The sequence below is a fragment of the Nocardia crassostreae genome, assembly GCF_001613405.1.
Taxonomy (GTDB): domain Bacteria; phylum Actinomycetota; class Actinomycetes; order Mycobacteriales; family Mycobacteriaceae; genus Nocardia; species Nocardia crassostreae.
Map to the genome: position 1 here is coordinate 249933 of NZ_BDCH01000023.1, position 21695 is coordinate 271627.

Sequence of the window (21695 nt, forward strand, 5' to 3'; positions counted from 1 at the left end):
ACGGTTACGCCCACACGCTGGCCGGGGTGCGGGAAATGCGGCCGCCGAGGCGCTCGTCAACGGCGAAACCGTGGCTGCGGCACCAACTGGCGAGAATCGGGACGGGGGAGTCGTCGTCGCGGAAGGTGGGGACCAGCTGGCCGACGATATACAGGTGATGGGCGTCGGCGGCGCGGCAGAGATGTTGCAGGGTGGCGGTGCCCAGACCGGCGCCGCGCAATTCCGGATTGATGGTGATGTTGTCGAGCTTGATGGTGTCGGCATAGACCTCGAAGACGACGTCCACGAGCTGATCACTGCGGCGCAGGGATTCGATGTCCGACGGGATGGGTCTGAGCACGCCCGGTAGATGGTCGGACAGTTTCTGGCGCGCGATATCGTCGGGCGCGGCGCGGGTCACCGCAATGACCTGATCGATGAGCTCGGCCACGGCGGCCCGGTCGCCGACGGCGGCCAGCGGGCGCACCGCGGCGCTGGATTCGGCGACCACCCGTAGCTGGCGCGCCCAGTGCGGCGAGGTCGCCGCATTGCGGGCGATCAGATCGGTGAGCGTGTTCTCCAGACAGACGGCGGCGCCGAGACTGCGAATGTAGCCGCCCGACAGCACACCCCAGCGATGGTCGTCCGCGCCGACACCGTGGCGGGCGAGATCCTGCACCAGCGCGTCCCGGCGATGGGTGGCATGGGCGATGGAACCGCCGGGCAGTCGATGCACCCACCGTTTCCACCCGGTGAGGTTGGCGCGGATGCGGGTGCTCGCGATCTCCGCACTGGCATCCAAATAGTTGCACAGTGCTTGCTGACGCCGCTCCAGGAGCTCACGCGCGCGGTCGGTCCCCGTTCCCTCGGAAAGCGGTCTACCCTCACTCATATTGGCAAACGCTAGCGTTGCGGACCCGTGCTGCAAGGCATCGGCGCGCGTGTCACGACGCTATCTGAGAATTTGCTACGACAGTGCCTGCACCCGATCGATCAGACCGTCCTCGTAACGCTGCGCCTGGCGGCGCGACAGCTGCGCCTGATGCCGCAACTGCTTACGAGCCTTGCGGCGGCGACGCTGGGTGAGCAGGCAGGCCAGCTGCGCCTCGGTCCCGAGCGCACGAGCCGACGGCTGGGCAATGGTGGCGCGCAGCCAGTTCCGCTCCGCATGCAGCACCCAGCGATACGCCAGGGTGAAGATCGCCAGATCCACGATCACCGGCAGGAACATGACCAGCCAGCCCGGACCGGCCGGGCGCGGGGCGTCGAAAATGAAATGCATGGTGACCGCACACAGGTAGAACAGCGCGAAAACACCCAGCCGCCAAGGCCAGGACCGATCCTTGCGGGTCAGCAGCACCACGATGCCCACACCCACCAGCGCCGACATGGCCCAGTGCGAGGTGAACGCCGTGACCAGGCGCAGCACCGCCACCACGAGCACATCGAATACCGGATGCTGCGGCGCGCCGAGCGCGGTCTGCGTGCTGTAGAGCCCGTCCTCGGCGATCTGCGCACCCAGCCCCACCGAGCCGCCGATGAGAAAACCGTGGATGGGGCGGCTCAGCAGCGGGCGGAACAGCACGCACACCACCGCGATACCGATCGCCTTGATCAACTCCTCGTCGATGGGCGCGGCGATGGCCGCCGACCAGTTCGACGCGAACCGATCCCCGCCCAGATTCGTGATCACCCGGGTGACATGGTCATTGGCCCACAGCGCCAGCCCGGTCCACACGGTCGCGCCCCAGATGAAACCCATGGCCATGGGAGCCACCAGATGTCGGCGCGCCCGGAAGGGATCCAGCCAGAACAGGATCGAACCGAACACCAGCAGGGTCAGCACGGTGATCGGCACCGCCGCGAAGGCGGCCGCGCCCGCGTACCAGATCTGCCCGAACGACTGCGCCAGGAACAGGATCGGACCGGCGATCACCGCGCAGCAGTACACCCAGAACAGCGCCGAACGGGGTTGCAACCAGCTCATACCGTGCTCCCCCGGCATGCCCTGCGCCCCCGCGGGATACCGCCCCGCCACCGCCTCCGGCCCGCTCATTCCGTCACCGCCTTGCTGGATTCGAGCACCATGGCGATCAGCGCGCGGCCCGCCTCCCGCGTCGTGCCCGCCACGGTGACGGTCACCGCCACGTCACCGCTCTTGGCGACCGCGCACACCCCACCGGCGGTATTGGGCAGCACACAGGTCAGGCCCTCGAACTCCCCCGCCCGGAACGCGCCGCCGTCGAAATACACCTGCTCACCGGCGGCCTTCAGCGGCAGCAGCAATCGCGGTGCGGCGACCTCGAAGTCGGTGATGCCGTCGGCCACCGTGACGGCCAGCCGCTGATCGTCCTGCCGCGAGCGCAGCACCGCGATGGACTCGTCACCGGTCGCAATGCGGTCCATGGGCTCGGGGACCAGGAAGGCCACGGCATTCGCGGGATCGTCACCACCGGACAGCGATCCGACCCCGGACGCGGCCAGGGTGATGACGGTCCCCGGCGTCACCTCGGTCTCGCGGGTCGGCACCGCGGCATCCAGCAGGGGCGGAACCACGAACACGGTGGCCAGCGCACCCACCGCGGCCACCGCGGGTCCCACCGAATACAGCAGGCGCACCATGCTTTCCAGCCTCTCGGTCGATACCGTCGGGGCACAGCGTGCCGAGAGTTAACCACATTCCGGGCACGGAATCGTGAATGCACGCCGGTCGGCCTGCGGATTCCAGCAAAACGGCTCCCGGAGTGAGTCTCCGGGAGCCGCCGCATCCTGCCGCCGGGGCCGGATTCGCTGATTACAAAAGGTTAGCCAGCGCGGACAGCGGACCGGGCAGCCCCTCCGCGTGCTTCTTGAGCCCGGCCGTCACCGGATTCGGCGTCTCCGCCCGCAGCCGATCCAGTTCGGTCTGCATGGCCGATACCGTCTGCTCGTAGTAGGCGTCCACCAGATCCGCGTCCTCGGGATCGCCCGGCTCGGTCGACCAGTTCAGCGCGGGCAGGAAGCTCACGCTCACATGCGCGGGCAGCGGAATCTGCGGCAGGATCGGGGCCACCCCGAAGGGCAGGCCGACGGTGTACGGAAACACCTTGGCGCGCACCAGCTTGTCCAGCTGCAGCAGCCGGGCGGTGCGCTCACCGCGGCTCAGAATGAAGATCGAATCGTGGCCGCCGTTGGCCACCGCCGGAATCACCGGCACCCCCAGCTTCAGCGCCAGCCGGATGAAGCCCTTGCGCCCCGCGAAATCGATCTTCCCCCGATCGGTCCACGGGCGGCACGCCTCCCAGTCCCCGCCCGGGTACACCATGACCGCGCCGCCGTCCTTGAGCCCCTGCGTTGCCGCGTCCTGCGAGGCCGGAATCACGCCGAACTGCTTCAGGCTGTCGCCGAGCAGCGGTGCGCGCAAAAGGATTTCGTGTGCGACGCCGTGGGTGGGCTCGTCCGGGCGGCGCTCCATCATGGCCATGAAGGTGATCCACACCTCCGGGGCCCAGTAGATCGACGAGTGATTGCCGATGATCAGCGCGGGGCCCGCGGCCGGGACATTCTCCACACCGGTGACCGTGGGCGTGAAGTAGTTGGTATATGCCCGGGCCAGGGGAAGCAGCGGGTGGTTCGGGTCCGGGATTACCTTGCTGTCGCTCATGAGTCGTTCCTGTCTATTGCCATGCCGGTAGACGGGCGCGCGCGACGTCCTACGCCAGGCGTCCTCCGAACAGACGCCGAGCCGAATTGAATTGCCCCCGGTCACATCCCCATTGATAGTCCCGCCGCGAAAAGCGCGGTCCGGTTAGGCAGAGCGCGTATCGCCACTTTGCGATCGATGCCCGTCACCGTCCTCCTGCCCTTCCGACGGTAGAAACCCAAGCACTTGCTTGGTAGGAAGTGTGCGAAACCCAACAACTCGCACCGACCTCCCTGCGCTCGGGTTTTCGTTGACCTAGGATGTGCCGCTTTCGATTTCCGACATGCCGGACAAACATGCCAAGATGCGCATATCGGTGTAGGTGAATGCCAAGAGCGGCCCCCGGGGCGGAGCCCCCGGGGGCCGCTCTTGGCGAATTATCGCGCCTCAGTTGACCTGGCGGTCGGCGTCGGTCCAATACTGCTGGCGCAGTTAACGTTTGAGTATCTTCCCCGCTCCGGACACCGGGAGGGCATCGACGAAATCGACTGTGCGCGGGGCCTTGTAGCCCGCGATCAGGGTCTTCGCATGGTCGCGGATCTGCTCGGGCGTGACGTCCGCGCCCGGCTTGGCGACGATGACCGCGTGCACGCGCTCACCCCATTCCGCATCAGGGACGCCGATGACCGCCACCGCGGCCACGGCCGGGTGCGCGGCGACCGCGTTCTCCACCTCGGCGGAGTACACGTTCTCACCGCCCGAGACGATCATGTCCTTGAGGCGGTCGACCACGTAGACGTATCCGGCGTCGTCCATATAGCCGCCGTCGCCGGTGTGCATCCAGCCGTCGCGGACGGCCGCGGCGGTCTCCTCGGGCTTGTTCCAGTAGCCGAGCATGACATGCCCACCGCGCACGACGATCTCGCCGACCACACCGCGCGGCGCCTCCACGCCGTCGGCATCGACAATGCGCACCTCGCTGTGCGGGACCGCGCGACCCGCCGAGCGCAGGCGTCCGGCCCGGTGGTCCTCGGGGCCCAACAATGTTGCGACCGGGGCCAGTTCGGTCATGCCGTACGCCTGCGTGAACCGGGCATTGGGGAAGACCCGCATGGCGCGCTCCAGCACCGCCTGCGAGATCGGCGAGGCGCCGTAGAGCACGCTCTCGACGCTGGACAGATCGTGCGCGCCGACCTCCGGATGGTCGACGAGCATCTGGATCATGACCGGAACCAGCAGTGTGGCCGTCACGCCGTGGGTTTCGACGGCCGTCATGGTGGCGACCGGATCGAAGGCGGGAATCATGATCTGGGTGCCGCCGACCAGCAGCGCACCCGCCCAGCCCGCGAAATCGGCGAGATGGAACATGGGCGCCGCGTGCAGGTAGGTGCCGCCGGGCGACATGAGATAGCCCGTCGCCAGGGAGCCGAGCGCCGAGGTCAGCAGATTGGCGTGGGTGAGCATGACGCCCTTGGGGAATCCGGTGGTGCCACCGGTGTAGAACAACCCGGCCAGGGCATCGCCGCCGCGATGCGCGTCCGGGATCGGGGCGGTGGCGGCGACCAGGTCCTCATAGGAGAGCGCGCCGTCCGGGGTCGGACCGTCACCGCAGTGGATCACCGTGGCCAGGCCCGGATACTGCTGCCGGATGGCGGGCAGCATGGGTGCGAAGGCATCGTCGACGAACAGCACCCGGCTCTCGGAATCGGCCAGGGAGTAGGCGATCTCGACCGGACTCCAGCGGATATTGACCGGATTGAGCACGGCATCCGCCCAGGGCACGGCCAGCAGATATTCGTGGTAGCGATCGGAGTTCAGCGCCAGCATGGCGACGCGATCGCCCTCACCCACCCCGAGCTCGCGCAGCGCACCGGCCAGCCGGGCCACGCGATCGAGCACCTGCGCATTGGTGTGGGAACGCTCGCCGCAGACGGTCATCACGCCGTCCGGATCCTGCTGGGCGGCGCGGTGCAGACCCTGGGTCAAGTACATCGAACAATCCTTCGTCGAACGGCGATGGTCGGATTCGACGAGTATCGGCGGCCTACTGTGACCTGCGCCATGGAAATGCTGTTCAATCACCCGTGGATTCTTTGTTGATTTCTCTAAACCAGCGTGGGTAGGCTCGGCCGCCATGGGTTCGGAATCCACCACGGCGAAGGCCAAGAAACAGCTGCTGACCCGCGTCCGCCGCCATACGGCCGAGATCGTCGAGCGGGTCGTGGTTCGCGCGCAATCGGAGATGCCCGCCTATGCCGTGCTCTCGACCGACACCATCGCCCGTATCACCAATGCGGTCGTGGACCGCCTGCTCGCCGCCCTGCGCGACGGCCGACCGCTCTCCGACGACGATCTGCACGCCTTGCGCGAATATGGCGAAACCCTTGCCCGGCAGGGGGTTTCGCTCTCCGATATCCAGAACGGCTGGCGCATCGCGGTCCGCGAGATGCTGCACGAGCTGACCGCCTCCGCCGACCCGGACACCACCGACCGCATGCTCCTGGAACTCACCCACGATCTCCTCGACATCGTCGACCAGGCCGCCATGTCCTACAGCGGCGGTCATCGCGATATCGAACTCGCGCTGGCCAGACAGGACCAGCAGGCCCGCGCCGACTTCACCCGCGCCGCGCTGCTCGGCGCCCTGAGCCCCGCCGAATTGACCATTCGCGCCGAACAGTTCGGGCTGAACCCCAGCCTGGAATACCGCGCCTTCCGGACCCGCGCCGAGACCCGAAACCCGCGCGACCCGCACGAACTCGCACCGCAGCGGCTGGCCGCGGCCCGCGGCTACACCACGACCATCGATGACGACATCGCGGGATTTATCGAAAAGTCCAAAACCCTGCCGGGCGACGAACCCATCGGCTTCGGCCCACCGGTTCGCCTCCACGACCTGGGGCGTTCCTTCCGGCTCGCCGGTCGCATGCTGGCCACCGCGCACCGCTTCGGCCGCACCGGATCCGTCGACCTGGATCAGCTGGGTCTGCTCCCCGCCGTCGCCGTCGACACCGATCTGGGCGAGGAGCTGGCCCGCCGCTACCTCGATCCGCTGACCCCGCACGGCGATGCCATCATCGACACCATCGACTGCTACCTCGACGAAGGTATGCGCATCGACCACACCGCCAAGCGTCTCTTCCTGCACCCCAACACCATTCGATACCGGTTCCGCCGCTTCGAGGAACTCACCGGCGCCGACCTGCATCGCGCACACACCGCTCTCCAGGTCTGGTGGGCCATCCAGCACCGGCGCGCCGCCGCACACTCCTGAACGGTCAGGAGCACGCGACGGCGCGAGAAGCGGTGTCGGTCAGGCGCTGCGGCGGCGGTAGAGCGCGCCCGCAGCCAGGTAACCGGCCAGGGCGAGGGCGGCGCACCACGCCAGGGCCTGCCACCCGCTGCTGCCGATGGGGGTGCCCATGAGCAGGCCGCGAACGGTTTCGGTGACCGGGGTGACGGGCTGGTTCTCGGCGAAACCGTGCAGCCAGGAGGGCATGGTCTGCGGCGGGACGAAGGCGCTGTTGCCTGTCTCTGGTTCTCTGGTAGGTCGTGGCCGTTCGATGATGGTGACTGCCGCTTTCGCTGTGGCGCACCGAGTTCCGTACTGAATCGGGCGATTCCCGACTCGCTGGATCGATCTCGAACAGCTTTTCGATTACCGAGCTAGTGTGGCTGTCGCCGATCGCGTCGGTGTGAGCTCACGATCGGTACGTGTATCAGAGAAAGCACGGGAACAATCGACAATGGCTCGATCGGGGGTGGCTTGGCATGATGCGCACGTATCGGTTGCCGACGACGGCGAACCCGGGCAAGCTCGCGACCGTGGCCGATGTGCTGCCGATGTGGCAGCGCGGGCTGGTACACGTGCAGTACATCCAAACCCGGAAACTGAAATCCGGTGTCACCAAACTCGGCTGGCTCGGCGGCGAGGACGCCACAGCGTTGCCCGGCTACTTGCCGCAGCGACAATGGAAGTCCGTCGTCAATCAGGTCAACGCCGCTTTGGAGTCTTGGCAGGCCACCGCGCAACGCGGTATCCGCGATATGATCGGCGACCTCGACCTCACGGACGAAGAACTTCGTGAGCAGCTGTACCGGATCAACGCCTACAAGGCGTGGTGGACGACCAGCCCGATACTGGATTCGAAACGCGCGGTCACCATATCCGAACGAGCCCTCGCCCTCGCTGGAGAGCTGGTCCGGACGTGGCTGTGGCGTCGCCCGTTCCCAAATCTCGGCCATGTCCCGACGATGCTGATGGACGGCCCCATCGCCAACGTCAGCGAAGCCGCCAGTACACACGGCGACTACTGGGTGCGGGTCTCGACCCTCGTCAAAGGGCAGCCGGTGCACATCCCGCTGCACGGCTACCACTACTTCGACAATGCAGCCGGACAGGTCCGGAACTACTGTCAGGTCACCGTCAGTAGCAACGGGGAGGTGTCATTCGGGCTGGTGAAGAAATCAGCGGACGCATCCCCGCGCCCCGACGGCGAAACCATCGGGGCCGATTGGGGTTTGAAGAACATCTTCACCACCAGCGACGGCCAGATCCTCGGGCAGCGCCTGCACTCGTGGCTGGCCGAACGCGACACCGAACTCACCGAACTTACAGCGGCGCTGCAACGCGCCGGGCTCACACCGCGCAGCTGCAAGCGGTTTCGGAATCTGAACCGCCGTATCCGCGAGTATGCACGCAATGAAGTGAACCGGATCCTCAACCGGATTGCCGTGTAAGATGTTCGGGAACTTGTGGTGGAGGCGCTGGACTTCCGCATGGGCGGGTTGTCGAAACGGTTGAACCGCATCCTGACCCGCGCCGGGCGAACTGCGGTGAAAGCCAAGCTCTCCGATCTCGAGCAGTCGCGCGGTGTCACGGTCACAGCGGTGAATCCGGCGTACACGTCGCAGGAATGCTCCGGCTGCGGGTACGCCGACAAACGAAACAGGACTTCCCAGAAGCGGTTCGTGTGCCGGTTCTGCGGTAAGAAGCTCCTGGCCGATATCAATGCCGCCCGTACCGGCCTGGGACGTTCCCGGGTCGAGGGCAGTTACCGATACTTGCCCAAGGAGCGAACTCTTGCGGAGATCGACAACCGGTTTCATGCTCGCTGGGGCGTGACGGCCGCCGACCTTCGGGAGCGACAACCACGCGGTCACAGTACCGCTTCTTCGCCGTGAGGCGGAGTCAACCAGAACCACAGAACTCTACGATTCTGGATACTGTGGATGGCCAATTGGTCGATGGCGGCGCGATCGTCCGTACGGTCCAGGATGCGGCGAATACCACAGACACCGCCGTCGGAAGAGACATGCAGGACAAGTTGCTCGGCATCGATCTCGGCGACCTGCAATGTCCATGAGCCGCATCGCCAAGGAGCTCGGCTTCACCACCATGTCGCTGTACCGGTACGTGGACAGCAAGGACACCCTGGCCGAACTGCTGCTCGACCATGTCTGCGGCCTGCCGCCCGAACTGCCCGCCGCCGGGTGGCGCGAGGGTCTGGAAGCCTGGGCCTGGGCCGAATTCCGCATGATCCGCGCCCGTGACTGGTGGCTCGACATTCCCAGGTCCGGCCCGCCGATGGGCCCGAACAATATGGCGTGGCTGGAAGCCGGGATGACCGCCATGACCGACGCACCCATCCCGGAGGGTCTCAAACTTCAACTGATCATGAACTTGTCGATGTATGTCATCGGCCGCGCCGATTTCCTCCGGACCCTGGCCGCATCCGCCGACGACACCGACTTCACCGCGATCCTCGCCCAGGTCATGGATCCCGAACGCTTCCCCGCCCTCACCCGGGCCATCACCAACCGCGCCTTCGAGGACGACGACATCAATTGGGAGGAAGGCGATTTCCGCTTCGGCCTGGACCGCCTACGGGACGGCTACGAACACTTCATCCGCACCATGACGCCGTGACGAGCGCGGCACTCACCCGGTCGCGAAGATGATCAACGCCGCCACCACGAGCAGCACGAGAACCCCGATCGTCACCACCCCTACCCATCGACTGCCCCGCCCGGCCTCGGGTGACCGGCCGGACTTCTGATCGAGCGACTCGCCCGTTCTCAGGACGGGAGGCTCACCCGATCCCTGAAGCGACGGCTGCCCACGAACATGGGCGGGCGGCTGCCCGAATCGTTGGGCAGGCGGCTGGACCGACCCCTGAGCAGGCGGCTGCCCCGGTCCCTGACCATGCGGCTGCCCGGATTGCTGGACAGGCGAGCGCCCCGACCCCAGAGCGGGCGGATACCCCGATCGCTGAGCGGGCGGTTCCGCAGCACGCTGTGGGGGCGGCGCGGTGGGCGGCGGAACATTGTTCGCCCCTGCGAGATTCGACTGCGGCCACCGATCGCTGGGGGGTCTGTCGAAGCCGGGTCCCGGCGGCCGGGAGGCGGCGGTGCTCGGCGGTCGCGGTGGGACGATGGCGGTCGGCTCGTCCGCTGGGGACGGCACGACCATGGTCGGTTCGGTCGGTGTCAGCGCGCGCTCGGCGGCGGTGGCGAATTCGGTGCAGGTCGCGAACCGGTCGGCAGGGTTCTTCGACATCGCCCGCCGCAGCACACCGTCCAAGGCGGGTGGTAGGCCGGTGCGGCGCGTCGCGAGCGGTGGGGGCGGGTCGTTCAACTGTCCGGAAATGATCGCCCCGGGATTGTCCGCCGCGAACGGCGTGGACCCGCACAACAACCAGAACAGTGTGCACGCCAGCGAATACTGGTCGGCCCGATGATCCAGCGGCCTGCCACTGAGCTGCTCCGGCGAGGCGTAAGCCAGCGTAGCCGTGAACGTCCCCGCCTGCGTCACCTGCTTGGTGTCATCCCGCAACCGCCCGATCCCGAAGTCGGTCAACAGAATTCGCTCATCATGCCCCAGCGTCGGCCGCGCCAGCAGAATATTGGCGGGCTTCACGTCCCGATGCAACACGCCCACGGTATGCGCATAATCCAACGCCTTCGCCGTCTCCCCCAGAATGAACACCGCCCGCTCCGGCCCCATGGTCCGCGCCTCCAGCGTGGACCCGTCCACCCCATCCACGAACTGCATGGCGATCCACATCCGCCCGCCGTCCATCCCCCGGTCGTACACCGACACGATATTCGGATGATCCAGCCGCGCAACCAAATCGGCTTCCCGCTCGAACCGAGCCCGCGACTCCGCATCCGTCGCGAACTCCTCCCCCAGCAACTTCAACGCCACCAACCGCGGCAACCGCGGATGCCGAGCCAGATACACCTGCCCCATCCCGCCCGTCCCCAACCGGCGCTCGATGACGAACCCGGCGAAGACCTCACCCGCCTCGGGCATGCGGCCCCCTCTCGAACTGCGAGAACGACTTCAAAGGTACGCCGCCGCCCCCGCACCGAGCCCCGGAAACGACCACACGCCCCTTCTGGTTACGCCCACCGTGGCATTACGAGTTCACCCGCTAGGGAACCTTGTACAGCCAGAGCAGTGACGGCGTCAGTTCGCCCCGGTCGTTCCAGTCGTACCTGCGGGCGAGACCATTGCCGCTGTAACCCCGCAGGTAGGCAATGATGTCGGCGCGAGAGACACGTCCGGACGCGATCGCCCGCAATACGATGGCGGTCAGGTCATAGGCTTCGACCGTGAAGCTGCCCGGTGTTCGCAGGGTGACGTTCGCGTACGCGGTGGTGAACCAATCGGTGGGCGGAGCACACAAACAGGACAGGATCGCCCCCGCCGCGGCTGCGCCCGCTCCTTCGACCAAAGCGGGATCGTAGGCGCCGTCGCCCGAAACGAAGGTGGCCGTGACACCTGCCTCACGCAGTTGCTTGGCGAGGTTGGCAGCATCCGGGTTGTAACCGCCGTAGAACACCGCGTCGGGCCGGGCCGCGGCGATCTTGCTCACCGCCCCGGTGAGATCCGCGCCCGCGGCAACCGACATCACACAGGCCCCGTCGGCCGCGGCTCCGAGGGCGGTACTGACCGCCCGGCCCAGCACACTGCCGTAGGCGTCGGTGTCGGTCACGACACAAACATGGTCGAATCCCGCGGTGCCGGTGAGGTATCGCGCTATCGCAGGACCTTGGATGTCATCATTGGACACGCCGCGGAAGAAGCCTTGAAAGCCCCTGTCCGAGAGCGCCGAATTGGATGCTCCCGGTGAGAGGAATGCGAGATCGGCACCACCGAGCGCACTGCCGAACGCCGCCGCCTCCCCGGAGAAAAGCGGTCCGATCACCGCGGCGATGGCGGAATCACTCGCGATCTGCTTCGCGAGGTCGGCGGCGACGCGTACCTCACTGGTGGTGTCGAACTCCTTCAACGACACCCGACAGCCCGGGTTCTTGCGATTGAACTGGTCTATGGCCAGTTTCACTCCGCCCGGAACATTCTGGCCGAGGGCCTGGTTCGCCCCACTGACCGGGCCGATCGTCGCGATGGCTAGCGGCGCGCACACAGCTTTGCCGTCCCCGGCCGGATCGACTGCGAAATCCGGTGGCGCGACCTGTTTTCCCTGGTCGTCCACCTGCATCAACGGCTGAAACTGCGGAAACATGCTTAGCCGCGTCCCGGCCGCCAGCGTCGCCTCCACAGTGGGATCCTGGGTCGTCCTCGATGTCGCCGCAGTGTTCGGCGAACTGCTCGTCGCAATGGCATCGGGTGAACCGCCGTCACGAGTCGCCCAGTAGATGCCACCCGCCACCGCGAGCACGACGACGAGGCCGAGGACCCCGGCGGCGAGCCAGCGCCCTGCCGAGGTCGTCGGCGGTGGCCCGGCCGCGGACGGACCGCCGAAGGTCGCCGGAATCGTCCGTATGACAGCTGCCGTACCGGTATTCGGGGCCCCGGGATGGCCGCGGTGGCGGTGGTGGGTGTCAGGGCCGCAGCCGCGGCGGCCGCGAGTTCGGCGCACGAACCGAAACGATCTGCCGGATTCTTCGCCAGCGCCCGCCAGATCACCCGGTCCATGGCGAGCGGCAGGCCCGGCCGCCGGGCGCATATCGACGGTGGTGGCGCTTGCAGATGACCGTTGATCAGCGCGGGCAGATTGTTCGCGGCGAACGGGGTCGAGCCCGACAGCAATCGGAACAATGTGCACGCCAGGGTATATTGATCAGAGCGGGCATCCAGCGAAGCACCGTTCAACTGCTCCGGTGAGGCGTAGCCGAGGGTTGCCATGAGGGTGCCATCGGGGGTGATGCTCTGGGTGTCCTCCCGGAATCGGCCGATGCCGAAGTCGGTCAGCAGAACCCGTGCGCCGTGCCCGGGCCACGGCCGAGCCAGCATGATGTTCGCCGGCTTCACATCGCGGTGCAGGACGCCGACCGTATGCGCGTAGTCGAGGGCCTTGGCCGTTTCGGCGATGATATGCACCGCGTGTTCCGGCGCCAGGGTCCGGTAGTCGATGGCCTCGGTGTCGGTACCGTCGATGTACTGCATCGACATCCACAGCTGGTAATCGAAGATACCGGTGTCGAAGACCGAGACGATATTCGGATGATCTAGCCGCGCAACCAGATTCGCCTCCCGCTCGAACCGTGCCCGGATTTCGGAATTGGAGAAGTGCGCCGAGCCCAGCAATTTCAGGGCGACCTGGCGAGGCAGGCGCGGGTGTCGTGCCAGGTACACCTCGGCCATCCCGCCGCTGCCGAGTTGTCTTTCAATGAGGTAATCGGCGAAAACTTCACCCGGTAGCAGCATTCTGGCCCCCCGAGACGACACAACGGACCATTCGGACCATACCCGGAGGGCCGATTCGATACCGCGCATCCGGGAACCGTAGAAATGCCACCGCGCCCCCTCCCAGCGTGGGAAGGGGCGCGGCAGCGCTGATGCGGGTTACTTCTTGCGATCCCGCTTTTCGCGGATGCGCACGTTCACGTGCACCGGGGAGCCGTCGAAGTTGAACTCCTCGCGCAGCTTCCGCTCGATGAAGCGGCGGTAGCCCGCCTCGAGGAAGCCGGTGGTGAAGAGGACGAAGGTCGGCGGGCGGGTGGAGGCCTGGGTGGCGAAGAGGATGCGGGGTAGGCGGCCGCCGCGCATGGGGGGCGGGGTGGCGGCTACGACCTCTTTGAGCCAGTTGTTCAGGCGGCCGGTGGAGATGCGCTTGTCCCAGGATTCCAGTGCGGTTTCCATGGCGGGGACGAGCTTCTGGACGGCGCGGCCGGTGTGGGCCGAGATATTGACGCGCTGGGCCCAGCGGACCTGGACCATTTCCAGGTCGATCTCGCGTTCCAGTTGCTCGCGACGGTCCTCGTCGACGAGATCCCACTTGTTGTAGGCGATGACGAGGGCGCGGCCGGTTTCGGCGACCATGGAGATGACGCGCAGGTCCTGCTCGGTGACGGGCTGGGAGGCGTCGATGAGCATGACCGCCACCTCGGCGGCCTCGATGGCCGACTTGGTGCGCAGCGAGGCGTAGAACTCGGTGCCGCTGGCATTCGCGACCTTGCGGCGCAGACCCGCGGTGTCGACGAAACGCCAAGGCTTGCCGCCCAATTCGACCAGGGAGTCGACCGGGTCGACGGTGGTGCCCGCGACATCGTGGACGACCGAACGCTCCTGGCCCGACAGCTTGTTGATTAGGCTGGACTTGCCGACGTTCGGCTTGCCGACCAGCGCCACGCGACGCGGGCCGCCGACCATTCCGCCACCCTCACGCGGGGTTTCGGGCAGCACGGCGAGGGCGGCGTCGAGCAGATCGCCGGTGCCGCGGCCGTGTGCGGCCGAGATCATGATCGGCTCACCGAGACCCATGGACCACAGCGCGGCCGCGTCGGACTCGATCTTCTCGTTGTCGACCTTGTTGGCGACCAGCAGAACCGGAGTCTTGGAGCGCCGCAGCACCTTCGCCACCGCTTCATCGGTGGCGGTGGCGCCGACGGTGGCATCCACGATCACCAGAATGGCGTCGGCGGTCTGCATGGCGACCTCGGCCTGGCGGGCCACCGACTGCTGCAGACCCTTGGCGTCGGGCTCCCAGCCGCCGGTGTCCTGCACCAGGAATTTACGCCCGGACCAGGTGGCCTCGTAGGAGATACGGTCGCGGGTGACGCCCGGAATATCCTCGACCACCGCTTCGCGGCGGCCCAGAATGCGGTTCACCAGAGTCGATTTGCCGACATTGGGGCGGCCGACAATGGCGAGGGTGGGCATGGGGACGTGTTCGGCGTCCTGCTCGCCCTCGAATTCGGCCAGCTCCCAATCGGTTTCGTCGGTCCAGATACCGTCACCGGCGAAGGTGTCCTGCGTCACTGCGCTCCTCCTGCCGAAATCTGCTGCCGCACCACGCGATACAGCTCGTCGATGACCTCGTCCTTGTTCAGGTCGCTGGTGTCGACCAGCACCGCGTCTTCGGCGGGACGCAGCGGGGACACCTTGCGGGTGGAGTCGAGGTTGTCGCGGCGCTGCACATCGGCCAGCACCGCCTCGTAATCGTCGCCGCGGCCCTCGGCGATGTTCTGGGCATTGCGGCGGAAGGCCCGCGCCTCGGCGGAGGCCGTGAGGTATATCTTCACATCGGCCTCGGGCAGCACGACGGTGCCGATATCGCGGCCTTCCACCACGATCCGGCCCGCGGACACGGTGATCTCGCGCTGCAGGGCGACGAGCTGCTCATGCACCTCGGCCACGGCCGACACCGCGGACACGGCCTTGGTGACCGCATTGCCGCGGATCTCCGAGGACACGTCCTCACCGTCGAGCAGAATGAGCTCGCGATGCGGATCGGTGCCAATGGTCAGCGGCAGCTCCTTTACCGAGACCGCGATGGCGGCGGCATCGTCGAGATCGACGCCGCTGCGCAGGACGCGCAGCGTCGCCACCCGGTACATGGCGCCGGTATCGAGGTAGCTGGCCTCGAGTCGGGTCGCGAGCAGGCGCGACACGCTCGACTTGCCGGTGCCGGACGGGCCGTCCATGGCGACGACCAGCGGCGCCGTACCGGACAGCGCACCGGTCGTGTCGATCAGACTTCCCACACCGTTCACAACGACACCGCCTCGTAGAGCTTCCCGATTTCGTCCCGGCCCAGGGCGCGCAGCGTGCCCGGGCGCTGATCGCCCAGGGCCACCGGGCCCAGATGTGTGCGCACCAGCGCGGTGACGGGGAACCCGACCGCGGCCAGCAGGCGGCGCACAATGTGCTTACGGCCCTCGTGCAGGACCACCTTCACCAGCGATTTGCCCTCGCCGACCTCGAGCACCTGGAAGCGGTCGACACTGGCCGGACCGTCCTCGAGCTCGACGCCGTCCTTGAGGCGCTTGGCCACATTGCGGTCCTTGATCTCGCCGTTCACGGTGGCGAGATAGGTCTTGGGCACCTCGAAGGAGGGGTGCATGAGCCGGTGCGCGAGATCGCCGTCATTGGTGAGCAGCAGCAGGCCCTCGGTATCGGCGTCGAGACGACCGACGTGGAACAGGCGCTGCCCCGCCGCGACCCGCTCGGCGACGATGTCACCGACACAGGGACGGCCCATCTCGTCGGACATGGTGGACTGCCAGCCCTTCGGCTTGTTCAGCGCCAGGTACACCTGCTCGTCGCGCACCACAATGCGCACGCCGTCCACGCGCACCACCGCATTCTGCGGATCGATGCGCAGACCCTGCTCGCGCACGATCTCCCCGTCGACCTCGATGCGCCCGGCCGCGATCATGTCCTCGGCGACGCGCCGCGAACCCACACCGGCCTTGGCGAGGACCTTCTGCAACCGCTCGCCCTCACCCCACGGAAGCTTCTTCGGCCCGTCACTCTGCGTCTCCACATTCTGGCGGCGCGCAGGCTTGGCATTGGAGATCAGCACCGACGCGGGCGCGATGCTCGCAGGCTTCGGCGTGGTCTTCTTCTTCACCGGCGCGGTCCGCGGCGCCAACGGCCGCCCGCCCCCGATCCGCCCGCGCGTCGCATTCCGATCGGCCCCGAACCCGGTCCGATCAGCCCCGAACCCGGTGCGCCCCTGCCCATCCCGGCCGTCGCCACTCCGCCGCGGCGGAATATTGCCCGCCCGCGCCGACGGCGCGCTACCGCGCGATCCACCACGCGAGTCGTAAGAGCCACCGCGCGAAGCAGATCCACCGCGCGAGTCATACGAACCACCGCGCGAAGCTGAGCCCCCACGCGAGTCATACGAACCGCCGCGCGACGACGAACCGCCACGCGCGTTGTAGTCCCCTCCGCGCGAACCGCCACGACCGCCGTCGTAGCCGCCGCGTCCGCCGTCGTAGGAGCCGCCACGCGAGGAGGAGCCGCCGCGTGTGTCATAAGAATTGCCGCGCGATCCGGACGAATCGCTGCGGGTGTCGTACGAGCCACTGCGGGCGCCGCCGCGCGAGTCGTACGAGTTGGCGCGTCCGGTCGAACCGCCGCGGGAGTCGTAGCCGCCGCGCGACGACGAATCGCCGCGCGGGTTGTCATAAGAACCGCCGCGTGACTGCGGGGAGCCGGTGGCTCGGCCGCGCGCGGCGCGCGAACCGCTCTGCGGTTCGAATCCACGTTTCCTACGTTCCGGTGTGCCATCTCGGCGAGCGGGAGTATTCACGTTGTCCAATCAATCTTCGGTGCCGAGGTCGATCTCCGCCTCGGCAGGCTTTTTGAGCCTGGTGTATCGAGGGTCTGTGTCCAGGCTCTCGTTGATCTCGTCGATCAGGTCGACGCCCGGGAGCAAGGGCGCCAACGGCGGCAGATCCGCCAGGGACGCGAGTCCGATCCGTTCCAGGAACAGTTCGGTGGTGACGTACAGAGTGCCGTTGGTCTCCGGGTCCGCTCCAGCCTCCGCGATCAGCCCCCGCGCGAGCAGGGTCCGGATCACGCCGTCCACATTCACACCGCGCACCGCACTCACTCGGGCTCGGGTAACCGGTTGACGGTACGCGATCACCGCCAGAGTTTCCAAAGCGGCCCGGGTCAGCTTCGACCGTGCGCCATCCAAAAGCATACGTTCCACATATGGCGCGAACTCGGTCCGCGTGTAATAACGCCACCCGTCCCCCACAAACCTGAGATCCATGCCACTACGCCGCGCCGTCAACTCATCCGACATCTCCCGCAACGCCACCTCGACCCGCATCGGATGATCATTGAGCGCCGCCGCCAGCAACTCCACCGGCGCGGGCGCGTCCACCACCAGCAGCATCGCCTCCAGCGCCCCCCGGAACTCGACCTCGTCGAGCGCCTCCTCCCGATCCGCCTCATCCTCCGGCAAATCGGACGTGTCGTCAGCATCCGACACCGCCGACCCACCCGCATCAACGAACGCGGAACCATCCCCATCACGCTCCGCGTCATCGGCTTCACCTGCCGCGACATCAGCGGCACGCCCGGTGTCGTCGATATCACCCGCACTGTCGTTCGCGGCAGGCACGCCGACCCCTGCGGCGCGTGTGCTGTGAGCTCCGGTGGCCGCTGTCGCGTCAACGCTGTTGGCAGGGGTGGTCTCGCTTGCCGTGGACGGCCCGCCATCGATCTCGTCGACGGCCGAGTCGGGCTCGGCGGCGTCCTGGGCCGCGTGCGCGGTCGGCTTCGCGTCCTGTGCACGGAGGCGGGCGCCCTCGGCCCTGCCCGCCGCCAGGTATGCCGCGACGGACGGCCCGAAACCAGCACCGCTCGTCTGTGGCTGCGCCGAACCCGGGTCCTGTCCGGCCGCTGAATCCGGGGGCACCGCGGCGCCGGAGTGCTGGATGTCGGAGCTCACGCTGCCGGGATCGGGAGTTTCCGCGGACGAGTCGGTCAGGGCCGAGTCCTGTGCGCTCTCGGCCGATTCCGGCAGGTCTTCGCTCAGGTTCTGCACCTCGGTCACCCGTAGTCCTCCTCGATGGTCACCGGCTCGGCCGGTCGGTCCTGCGGTTCGCCGATCCAGCTGATGGACAGCGGGCCCAGTGGGTCCGGCTGTTCGAATTCGATCGTCTTGCCCCGGTACAGCTCGAGCAGTGCCAGGAAGCGGGCGACGATCTGGATCGGCGAGTCGCAGTCGGCGCAGAGTTCGTGAAAGCTCGTCCAGCCTCCCACCCCGGCGCTCTTCAGCATCTCGAGCACCAGGGCGGCCTGCTCCGCCACCGAAATGGCGTGCTGGTGGATGTGATCCAGGCCCACCTTGGGCGCGGGGCGCGGCCGGAAGGCGGCTGCGGCGACCTCCGCGAATCCCGCGGCGTCAACTCCCAGCGTAACCTCCGGCAACAGCTCCAAGAAGCGCTCTTCCAGGGAGACCGCGCGCGGATACCGTTGCAGCGCCGCCGCCTCGAGCTCGCCGAGCAATTCGGCGACCTGCTTGAAGGCGCGGTACTGCAGCAGCCGCGCGAAGAGCAGGTCGCGCGCCTCCAGGAGTTCGAGGTCCTCCTCGTCGGCCACCTCGCCCGAGGGCAGCAATCGCGCGGCCTTCAGATCCAGCAGGGTCGCCGCGATCACCAGGAATTCGGTGGTCTGGTCCAAGATCTTGTCGGCGCGCAGGCCCTGTTCCTCGGATATGCTGGCGGTCAAGGCCTTGGTGTAGGCGATGAACTCGTCGGTGACCTTGTGCAGGGCGACCTCGGTGACATCGAGGCGGCGCTGGGAGATCAGCTGCAGGAGCAGGTCGAACGGGCCCTGGAAGTTGCTCAGGCTCAGATGAAACCCGGACTTCTTGTCCGAATTGTCCGACTCCGCAACAATATCGGCGACCACCGGCGAACTCTCCGCGGGCACAGCCGTCCCCGGGGACTCCTGCGAGCCCCCGGGCAGGTCTGATTCCGCGTCCGCCGTATCGTTCCCGAACGCGGTGTCGAGCGCATCGTTCAACGGCCCGACCGGTGGATCACTTCCCGCGCCATGGCCCGATAGGCTTCCGCGCCACCGGATTTCGGCGCCCAGGTGGTAATGGGCTCACCCGCGACACTGGCGTCCGGGAAACGCACGGTGCGCGAGATGACGGTGTCGTAGACGAGGTCACCGAACACCTCGACCACGCGCGTCATGACCTGACGCGAATGCAGCAGACGGGCATCGAACATGGTGACAACGATGCCGTACAGGGTCAGCGCCGGATTCAACCGGTCCCGCACCTTCTCCACGGTGTCATTGAGCAGGGCTAGCCCGCGTAGTGAGAAGTACTCGCATTCCATAGGAATGATGACGCCGTCCGCGCAGGCCAGCGCATTGACCGTGAGCAGCCCCAGCGAAGGCTGGCAGTCGATGAGAATGTAGTCGTACCGGCTGCGCAGCGGCGCCAGCGCCCGGCCGAGGGTCTGCTCGCGGCCCACCTCGTTGACGAGCTGGATCTCCGCCGCCGACAGGTCGATATTGCTGGGCAGCAGGTCCATCCCGTCGACCTTGGTATTCAGCAGCACATCGTCGACGGTCACCCGCCCCGGCCCGACCAGCAGATTGTGCACGGTCTGGTCCAGATCGTGATGCGCCACACCGAGCCCCGCCGACAGCGCGCCCTGCGGATCCAGATCCACCAGCAGCACCTTGCGACCGTACTCGGCCAGCGCCGCACCGAGATTGATGGTCGAGGTGGTCTTGCCCACCCCGCCCTTCTGATTGCACATGGCGACAATCAGCGCGTCGCCCGTGTGATCGGCCTGAGGAGGCTCCGGGATCTCCCGCAGCGGCCGCCCGGTAGGACCGAGTTCGCCGCCGTCGGACACCACATCGGGTGCCTCCCACAATGTTTGCGCGGCGGTTTCGATCCGCTGGCCCGCACCACCGGCTGTCGTCACGTCCGCTGCTCCTTCGACGTTCCTGCCCTTGTCCGCCCGAGCACCAGGTGGCACCCGGACGGCGCGCCCGGCCGCGTGTGCGGTCCGATACCCAATAGACGCTACCGTCTGTTCGCGCAAGACAACGTTCGGACACGCACCCTAAACCTGCACTTCAGACCGGGTGGCGTGACCCCCGGTCGGTGTGGCGGCCGATCCGGAACAGCTACTTGCTGCGGCACAGCAGGTTACGGGCACTATCCCATGATCAACCTTGCGGCCCGAGGATACGTCCGTTTCCGGCCAGTGCACACATTCGGGGCGTCCACGAGACCTCATGCCCCGGTCGTGATCTCACCGGGCGCGCGGGTGCGCGGTGGCCCACACCTCGTGCAGCGTGCCGACCGTGACCAGGGTGTAGATCTGCGTGGTGGTCACCGAGGCGTGCCCGAGCAACTCCTGGACGACTCGCACATCCGCTCCGCCGTCGAGCAGATGGGTCGCGAAGGAATGCCGTAGCGTGTGCGGCGAGACCTGGGCGGCGATCCCGGCGCGCTCGGCGGCGGATTGCAGGACCTGCCAAGCGGTTTGGCGGGATAGGCGGCCGCCGCGGTGGTTGAGGAACAGGGCGCTGTTGCCCTTGCCGCGGATCGCGAGGGCGGGGCGGCCGCGCACCAGATAGGCGTCCACGGCCGCCAGAGCGGGGCGGCCCACGGGAACCATGCGTTGTTTGCCGCCCTTGCCGTGGAGGATTACGGCACGGTCGGTGGTGTCGATATCGTCGACGTCGAGGCCGACCAGTTCGGAGATGCGGGCGCCGGTGGAGTAGAGCAATTCCAGCAGGGCGCGATCCCGCAGACCGCGCGGGCCGTCGGCGGCGTCACCGCCCGCGGCCTCGAGCAGGCGCGAAACCTGGTCGTAGGGCAGGGCTTTCGGGAGACGGCGGGCCGGGGTGGGCGGTTTCACCGGATGCGCGACATCGGCGGTGGTGATGCCCTCGGCGGCGGCGAAGCGGTGCAGGCCGCGCACCGCGACGAGCGCGCGCGCCGCCGAACTCGCCGCCAACGCAGGATGATCCGCATCCCCGGAGCGCAATGACACCATGAGGTCGGCGATATCGGTTTCCGACACCTTCGCCAAGGTGTCGATTCCCCGGGCGCTCAAGAAATCCCGATACCGGCCGAGGTCGCGGCGGTAGGCGGTGAGGGTGTTGCGGGCCGACCCGCGCTCGACTGTCAGGTGGTCCAGGTAGGCGTCGATCTGCCGCGTCAACATATCCGGACCCCCGGTCCGGCGGGACCCGCGAATCGGTCGTCGCGGCGTGGCCGCGCGGGGTGTCCTGGGCCCCGGACCAGCGCGTCTGCCCGCGGAGGGGGCGGTATGGTCGGCGCGGCGGTAGACATGGCGGACATCATGTCAGCAGGCACCGACAAATCCGGTCACCGCAGCC

The 21695-nt window shown here is 67.4% G+C and carries 20 protein-coding genes and 1 pseudogene; 5 read left to right on the top strand and 16 right to left on the bottom strand.

Features of this window, described 5'->3' with window-relative positions:
• Nucleotides 1–4: 4 nt before the first annotated feature.
• The 5 genes from NC4_RS24650 to NC4_RS24670 all read right to left on the bottom strand — a co-directional run bounded on the left by NC4_RS24650 (nucleotide 5) and on the right by NC4_RS24670 (nucleotide 5593).
• Nucleotides 5–871 (bottom strand): hypothetical protein, encoded by an 867-nt coding sequence (locus tag NC4_RS24650; protein WP_157555187.1) that lies wholly within the window; start codon nucleotides 869–871, stop codon nucleotides 5–7.
• Between the two features lie 75 nt (nucleotides 872–946).
• The gene (locus tag NC4_RS24655) at nucleotides 947–2035 is read right to left on the bottom strand and encodes a PrsW family glutamic-type intramembrane protease (protein ID WP_067542541.1); all 1089 of its coding nucleotides are present in this window, start codon (nucleotides 2033–2035) and stop codon (nucleotides 947–949) included.
• Complete coding sequence (locus NC4_RS24660) at nucleotides 2032–2601, bottom strand: hypothetical protein (RefSeq protein WP_067542548.1); 570 nt, start codon at nucleotides 2599–2601, stop codon at nucleotides 2032–2034. The genes NC4_RS24655 and NC4_RS24660 overlap by 4 nt, the downstream gene beginning before the upstream one ends.
• A 172-nt stretch (nucleotides 2602–2773) precedes the next feature.
• A complete protein-coding gene (locus NC4_RS24665; protein WP_067542550.1) occupies nucleotides 2774–3622 on the bottom strand; it encodes a lysophospholipid acyltransferase family protein in 849 nt (282 codons plus the stop codon).
• Between the two features lie 471 nt (nucleotides 3623–4093).
• A complete protein-coding gene (locus tag NC4_RS24670; RefSeq protein WP_067542552.1) occupies nucleotides 4094–5593 on the bottom strand; it encodes an acyl-CoA synthetase in 1500 nt (499 codons plus the stop codon).
• 142 nt (nucleotides 5594–5735) lie between these two features.
• Between NC4_RS24670 and NC4_RS24675 the strand changes: the two genes are divergently transcribed.
• The gene (locus NC4_RS24675; RefSeq protein ID WP_067542554.1) at nucleotides 5736–6875 is read left to right on the top strand and encodes a PucR family transcriptional regulator; all 1140 of its coding nucleotides are present in this window, start codon (nucleotides 5736–5738) and stop codon (nucleotides 6873–6875) included.
• Nucleotides 6876–6914: 39 nt separating this feature from the next.
• Here the strand turns inward: NC4_RS24675 and NC4_RS24680 are convergent.
• Nucleotides 6915–7127, bottom strand: a pseudogene (locus NC4_RS24680) (ABC transporter permease); the annotation flags it as partial.
• A gap of 245 nt (nucleotides 7128–7372) precedes the next feature.
• Between NC4_RS24680 and NC4_RS24685 the strand changes: the two are divergent.
• The 4 genes from NC4_RS24685 to NC4_RS24695 are packed head-to-tail and all read left to right on the top strand — an operon-like array spanning nucleotide 7373 to nucleotide 9530.
• Nucleotides 7373–8341, top strand: a complete 969-nt coding sequence (locus NC4_RS24685) for a hypothetical protein (RefSeq protein WP_067542563.1) — start codon at nucleotides 7373–7375, stop codon at nucleotides 8339–8341.
• A 15-nt stretch (nucleotides 8342–8356) separates the two neighbouring features.
• Nucleotides 8357–8785, top strand: a complete 429-nt coding sequence (locus NC4_RS24690) for a zinc ribbon domain-containing protein (RefSeq protein ID WP_067542565.1) — start codon at nucleotides 8357–8359, stop codon at nucleotides 8783–8785.
• Between the two features lie 44 nt (nucleotides 8786–8829).
• A complete protein-coding gene (locus tag NC4_RS40530) occupies nucleotides 8830–8967 on the top strand; it encodes a hypothetical protein (RefSeq protein ID WP_157555191.1) in 138 nt (45 codons plus the stop codon).
• A complete protein-coding gene (locus tag NC4_RS24695; protein WP_245721890.1) occupies nucleotides 8964–9530 on the top strand; it encodes a TetR/AcrR family transcriptional regulator in 567 nt (188 codons plus the stop codon). The genes NC4_RS40530 and NC4_RS24695 overlap by 4 nt, the downstream gene beginning before the upstream one ends.
• Nucleotides 9531–9542: 12 nt before the next feature.
• Here the strand turns inward: NC4_RS24695 and NC4_RS24700 are convergent, their stop codons facing one another.
• The 10 genes from NC4_RS24700 to xerD form a co-directional block, all read right to left on the bottom strand.
• Nucleotides 9543–10916, bottom strand: a complete 1374-nt coding sequence (locus NC4_RS24700; RefSeq protein ID WP_067542571.1) for a serine/threonine-protein kinase — start codon at nucleotides 10914–10916, stop codon at nucleotides 9543–9545.
• A gap of 121 nt (nucleotides 10917–11037) precedes the next feature.
• Complete coding sequence (locus NC4_RS24705; protein WP_084529738.1) at nucleotides 11038–12168, bottom strand: branched-chain amino acid ABC transporter substrate-binding protein; 1131 nt, start codon at nucleotides 12166–12168, stop codon at nucleotides 11038–11040.
• Nucleotides 12135–13277 carry a serine/threonine-protein kinase gene (locus tag NC4_RS24710; RefSeq protein WP_067542575.1) on the bottom strand — a complete coding sequence of 381 codons (1143 nt, stop codon included), beginning with the start codon at nucleotides 13275–13277 and terminating at the stop codon, nucleotides 12135–12137. The genes NC4_RS24705 and NC4_RS24710 overlap by 34 nt, the downstream gene beginning before the upstream one ends.
• Before the next feature lie 138 nt (nucleotides 13278–13415).
• Complete coding sequence (der, locus tag NC4_RS24715; RefSeq protein ID WP_067542577.1) at nucleotides 13416–14831, bottom strand: ribosome biogenesis GTPase Der; 1416 nt, start codon at nucleotides 14829–14831, stop codon at nucleotides 13416–13418.
• Complete coding sequence (cmk, locus tag NC4_RS24720; protein ID WP_067542722.1) at nucleotides 14828–15496, bottom strand: (d)CMP kinase; 669 nt, start codon at nucleotides 15494–15496, stop codon at nucleotides 14828–14830. Before cmk ends, der begins: the two co-directional genes overlap by 4 nt.
• 65 nt (nucleotides 15497–15561) lie before the next feature.
• A complete protein-coding gene (locus tag NC4_RS24725; RefSeq protein ID WP_439957552.1) occupies nucleotides 15562–16425 on the bottom strand; it encodes a pseudouridine synthase in 864 nt (287 codons plus the stop codon).
• Between the two features lie 696 nt (nucleotides 16426–17121).
• Nucleotides 17122–17802 (bottom strand): SMC-Scp complex subunit ScpB, encoded by a 681-nt coding sequence (gene scpB, locus NC4_RS24730; protein WP_439957554.1) that lies wholly within the window; start codon nucleotides 17800–17802, stop codon nucleotides 17122–17124.
• A 563-nt stretch (nucleotides 17803–18365) separates the two neighbouring features.
• Nucleotides 18366–19229 (bottom strand): segregation and condensation protein A, encoded by an 864-nt coding sequence (locus NC4_RS24735; RefSeq protein WP_067542731.1) that lies wholly within the window; start codon nucleotides 19227–19229, stop codon nucleotides 18366–18368.
• A 110-nt stretch (nucleotides 19230–19339) separates the two neighbouring features.
• The gene (locus tag NC4_RS24740) at nucleotides 19340–20236 is read right to left on the bottom strand and encodes a ParA family protein (protein ID WP_067542734.1); all 897 of its coding nucleotides are present in this window, start codon (nucleotides 20234–20236) and stop codon (nucleotides 19340–19342) included.
• Between the two features lie 363 nt (nucleotides 20237–20599).
• Complete coding sequence (gene xerD, locus NC4_RS24745; protein WP_067542580.1) at nucleotides 20600–21520, bottom strand: site-specific tyrosine recombinase XerD; 921 nt, start codon at nucleotides 21518–21520, stop codon at nucleotides 20600–20602.
• Nucleotides 21521–21695: the final 175 nt, after the last annotated feature.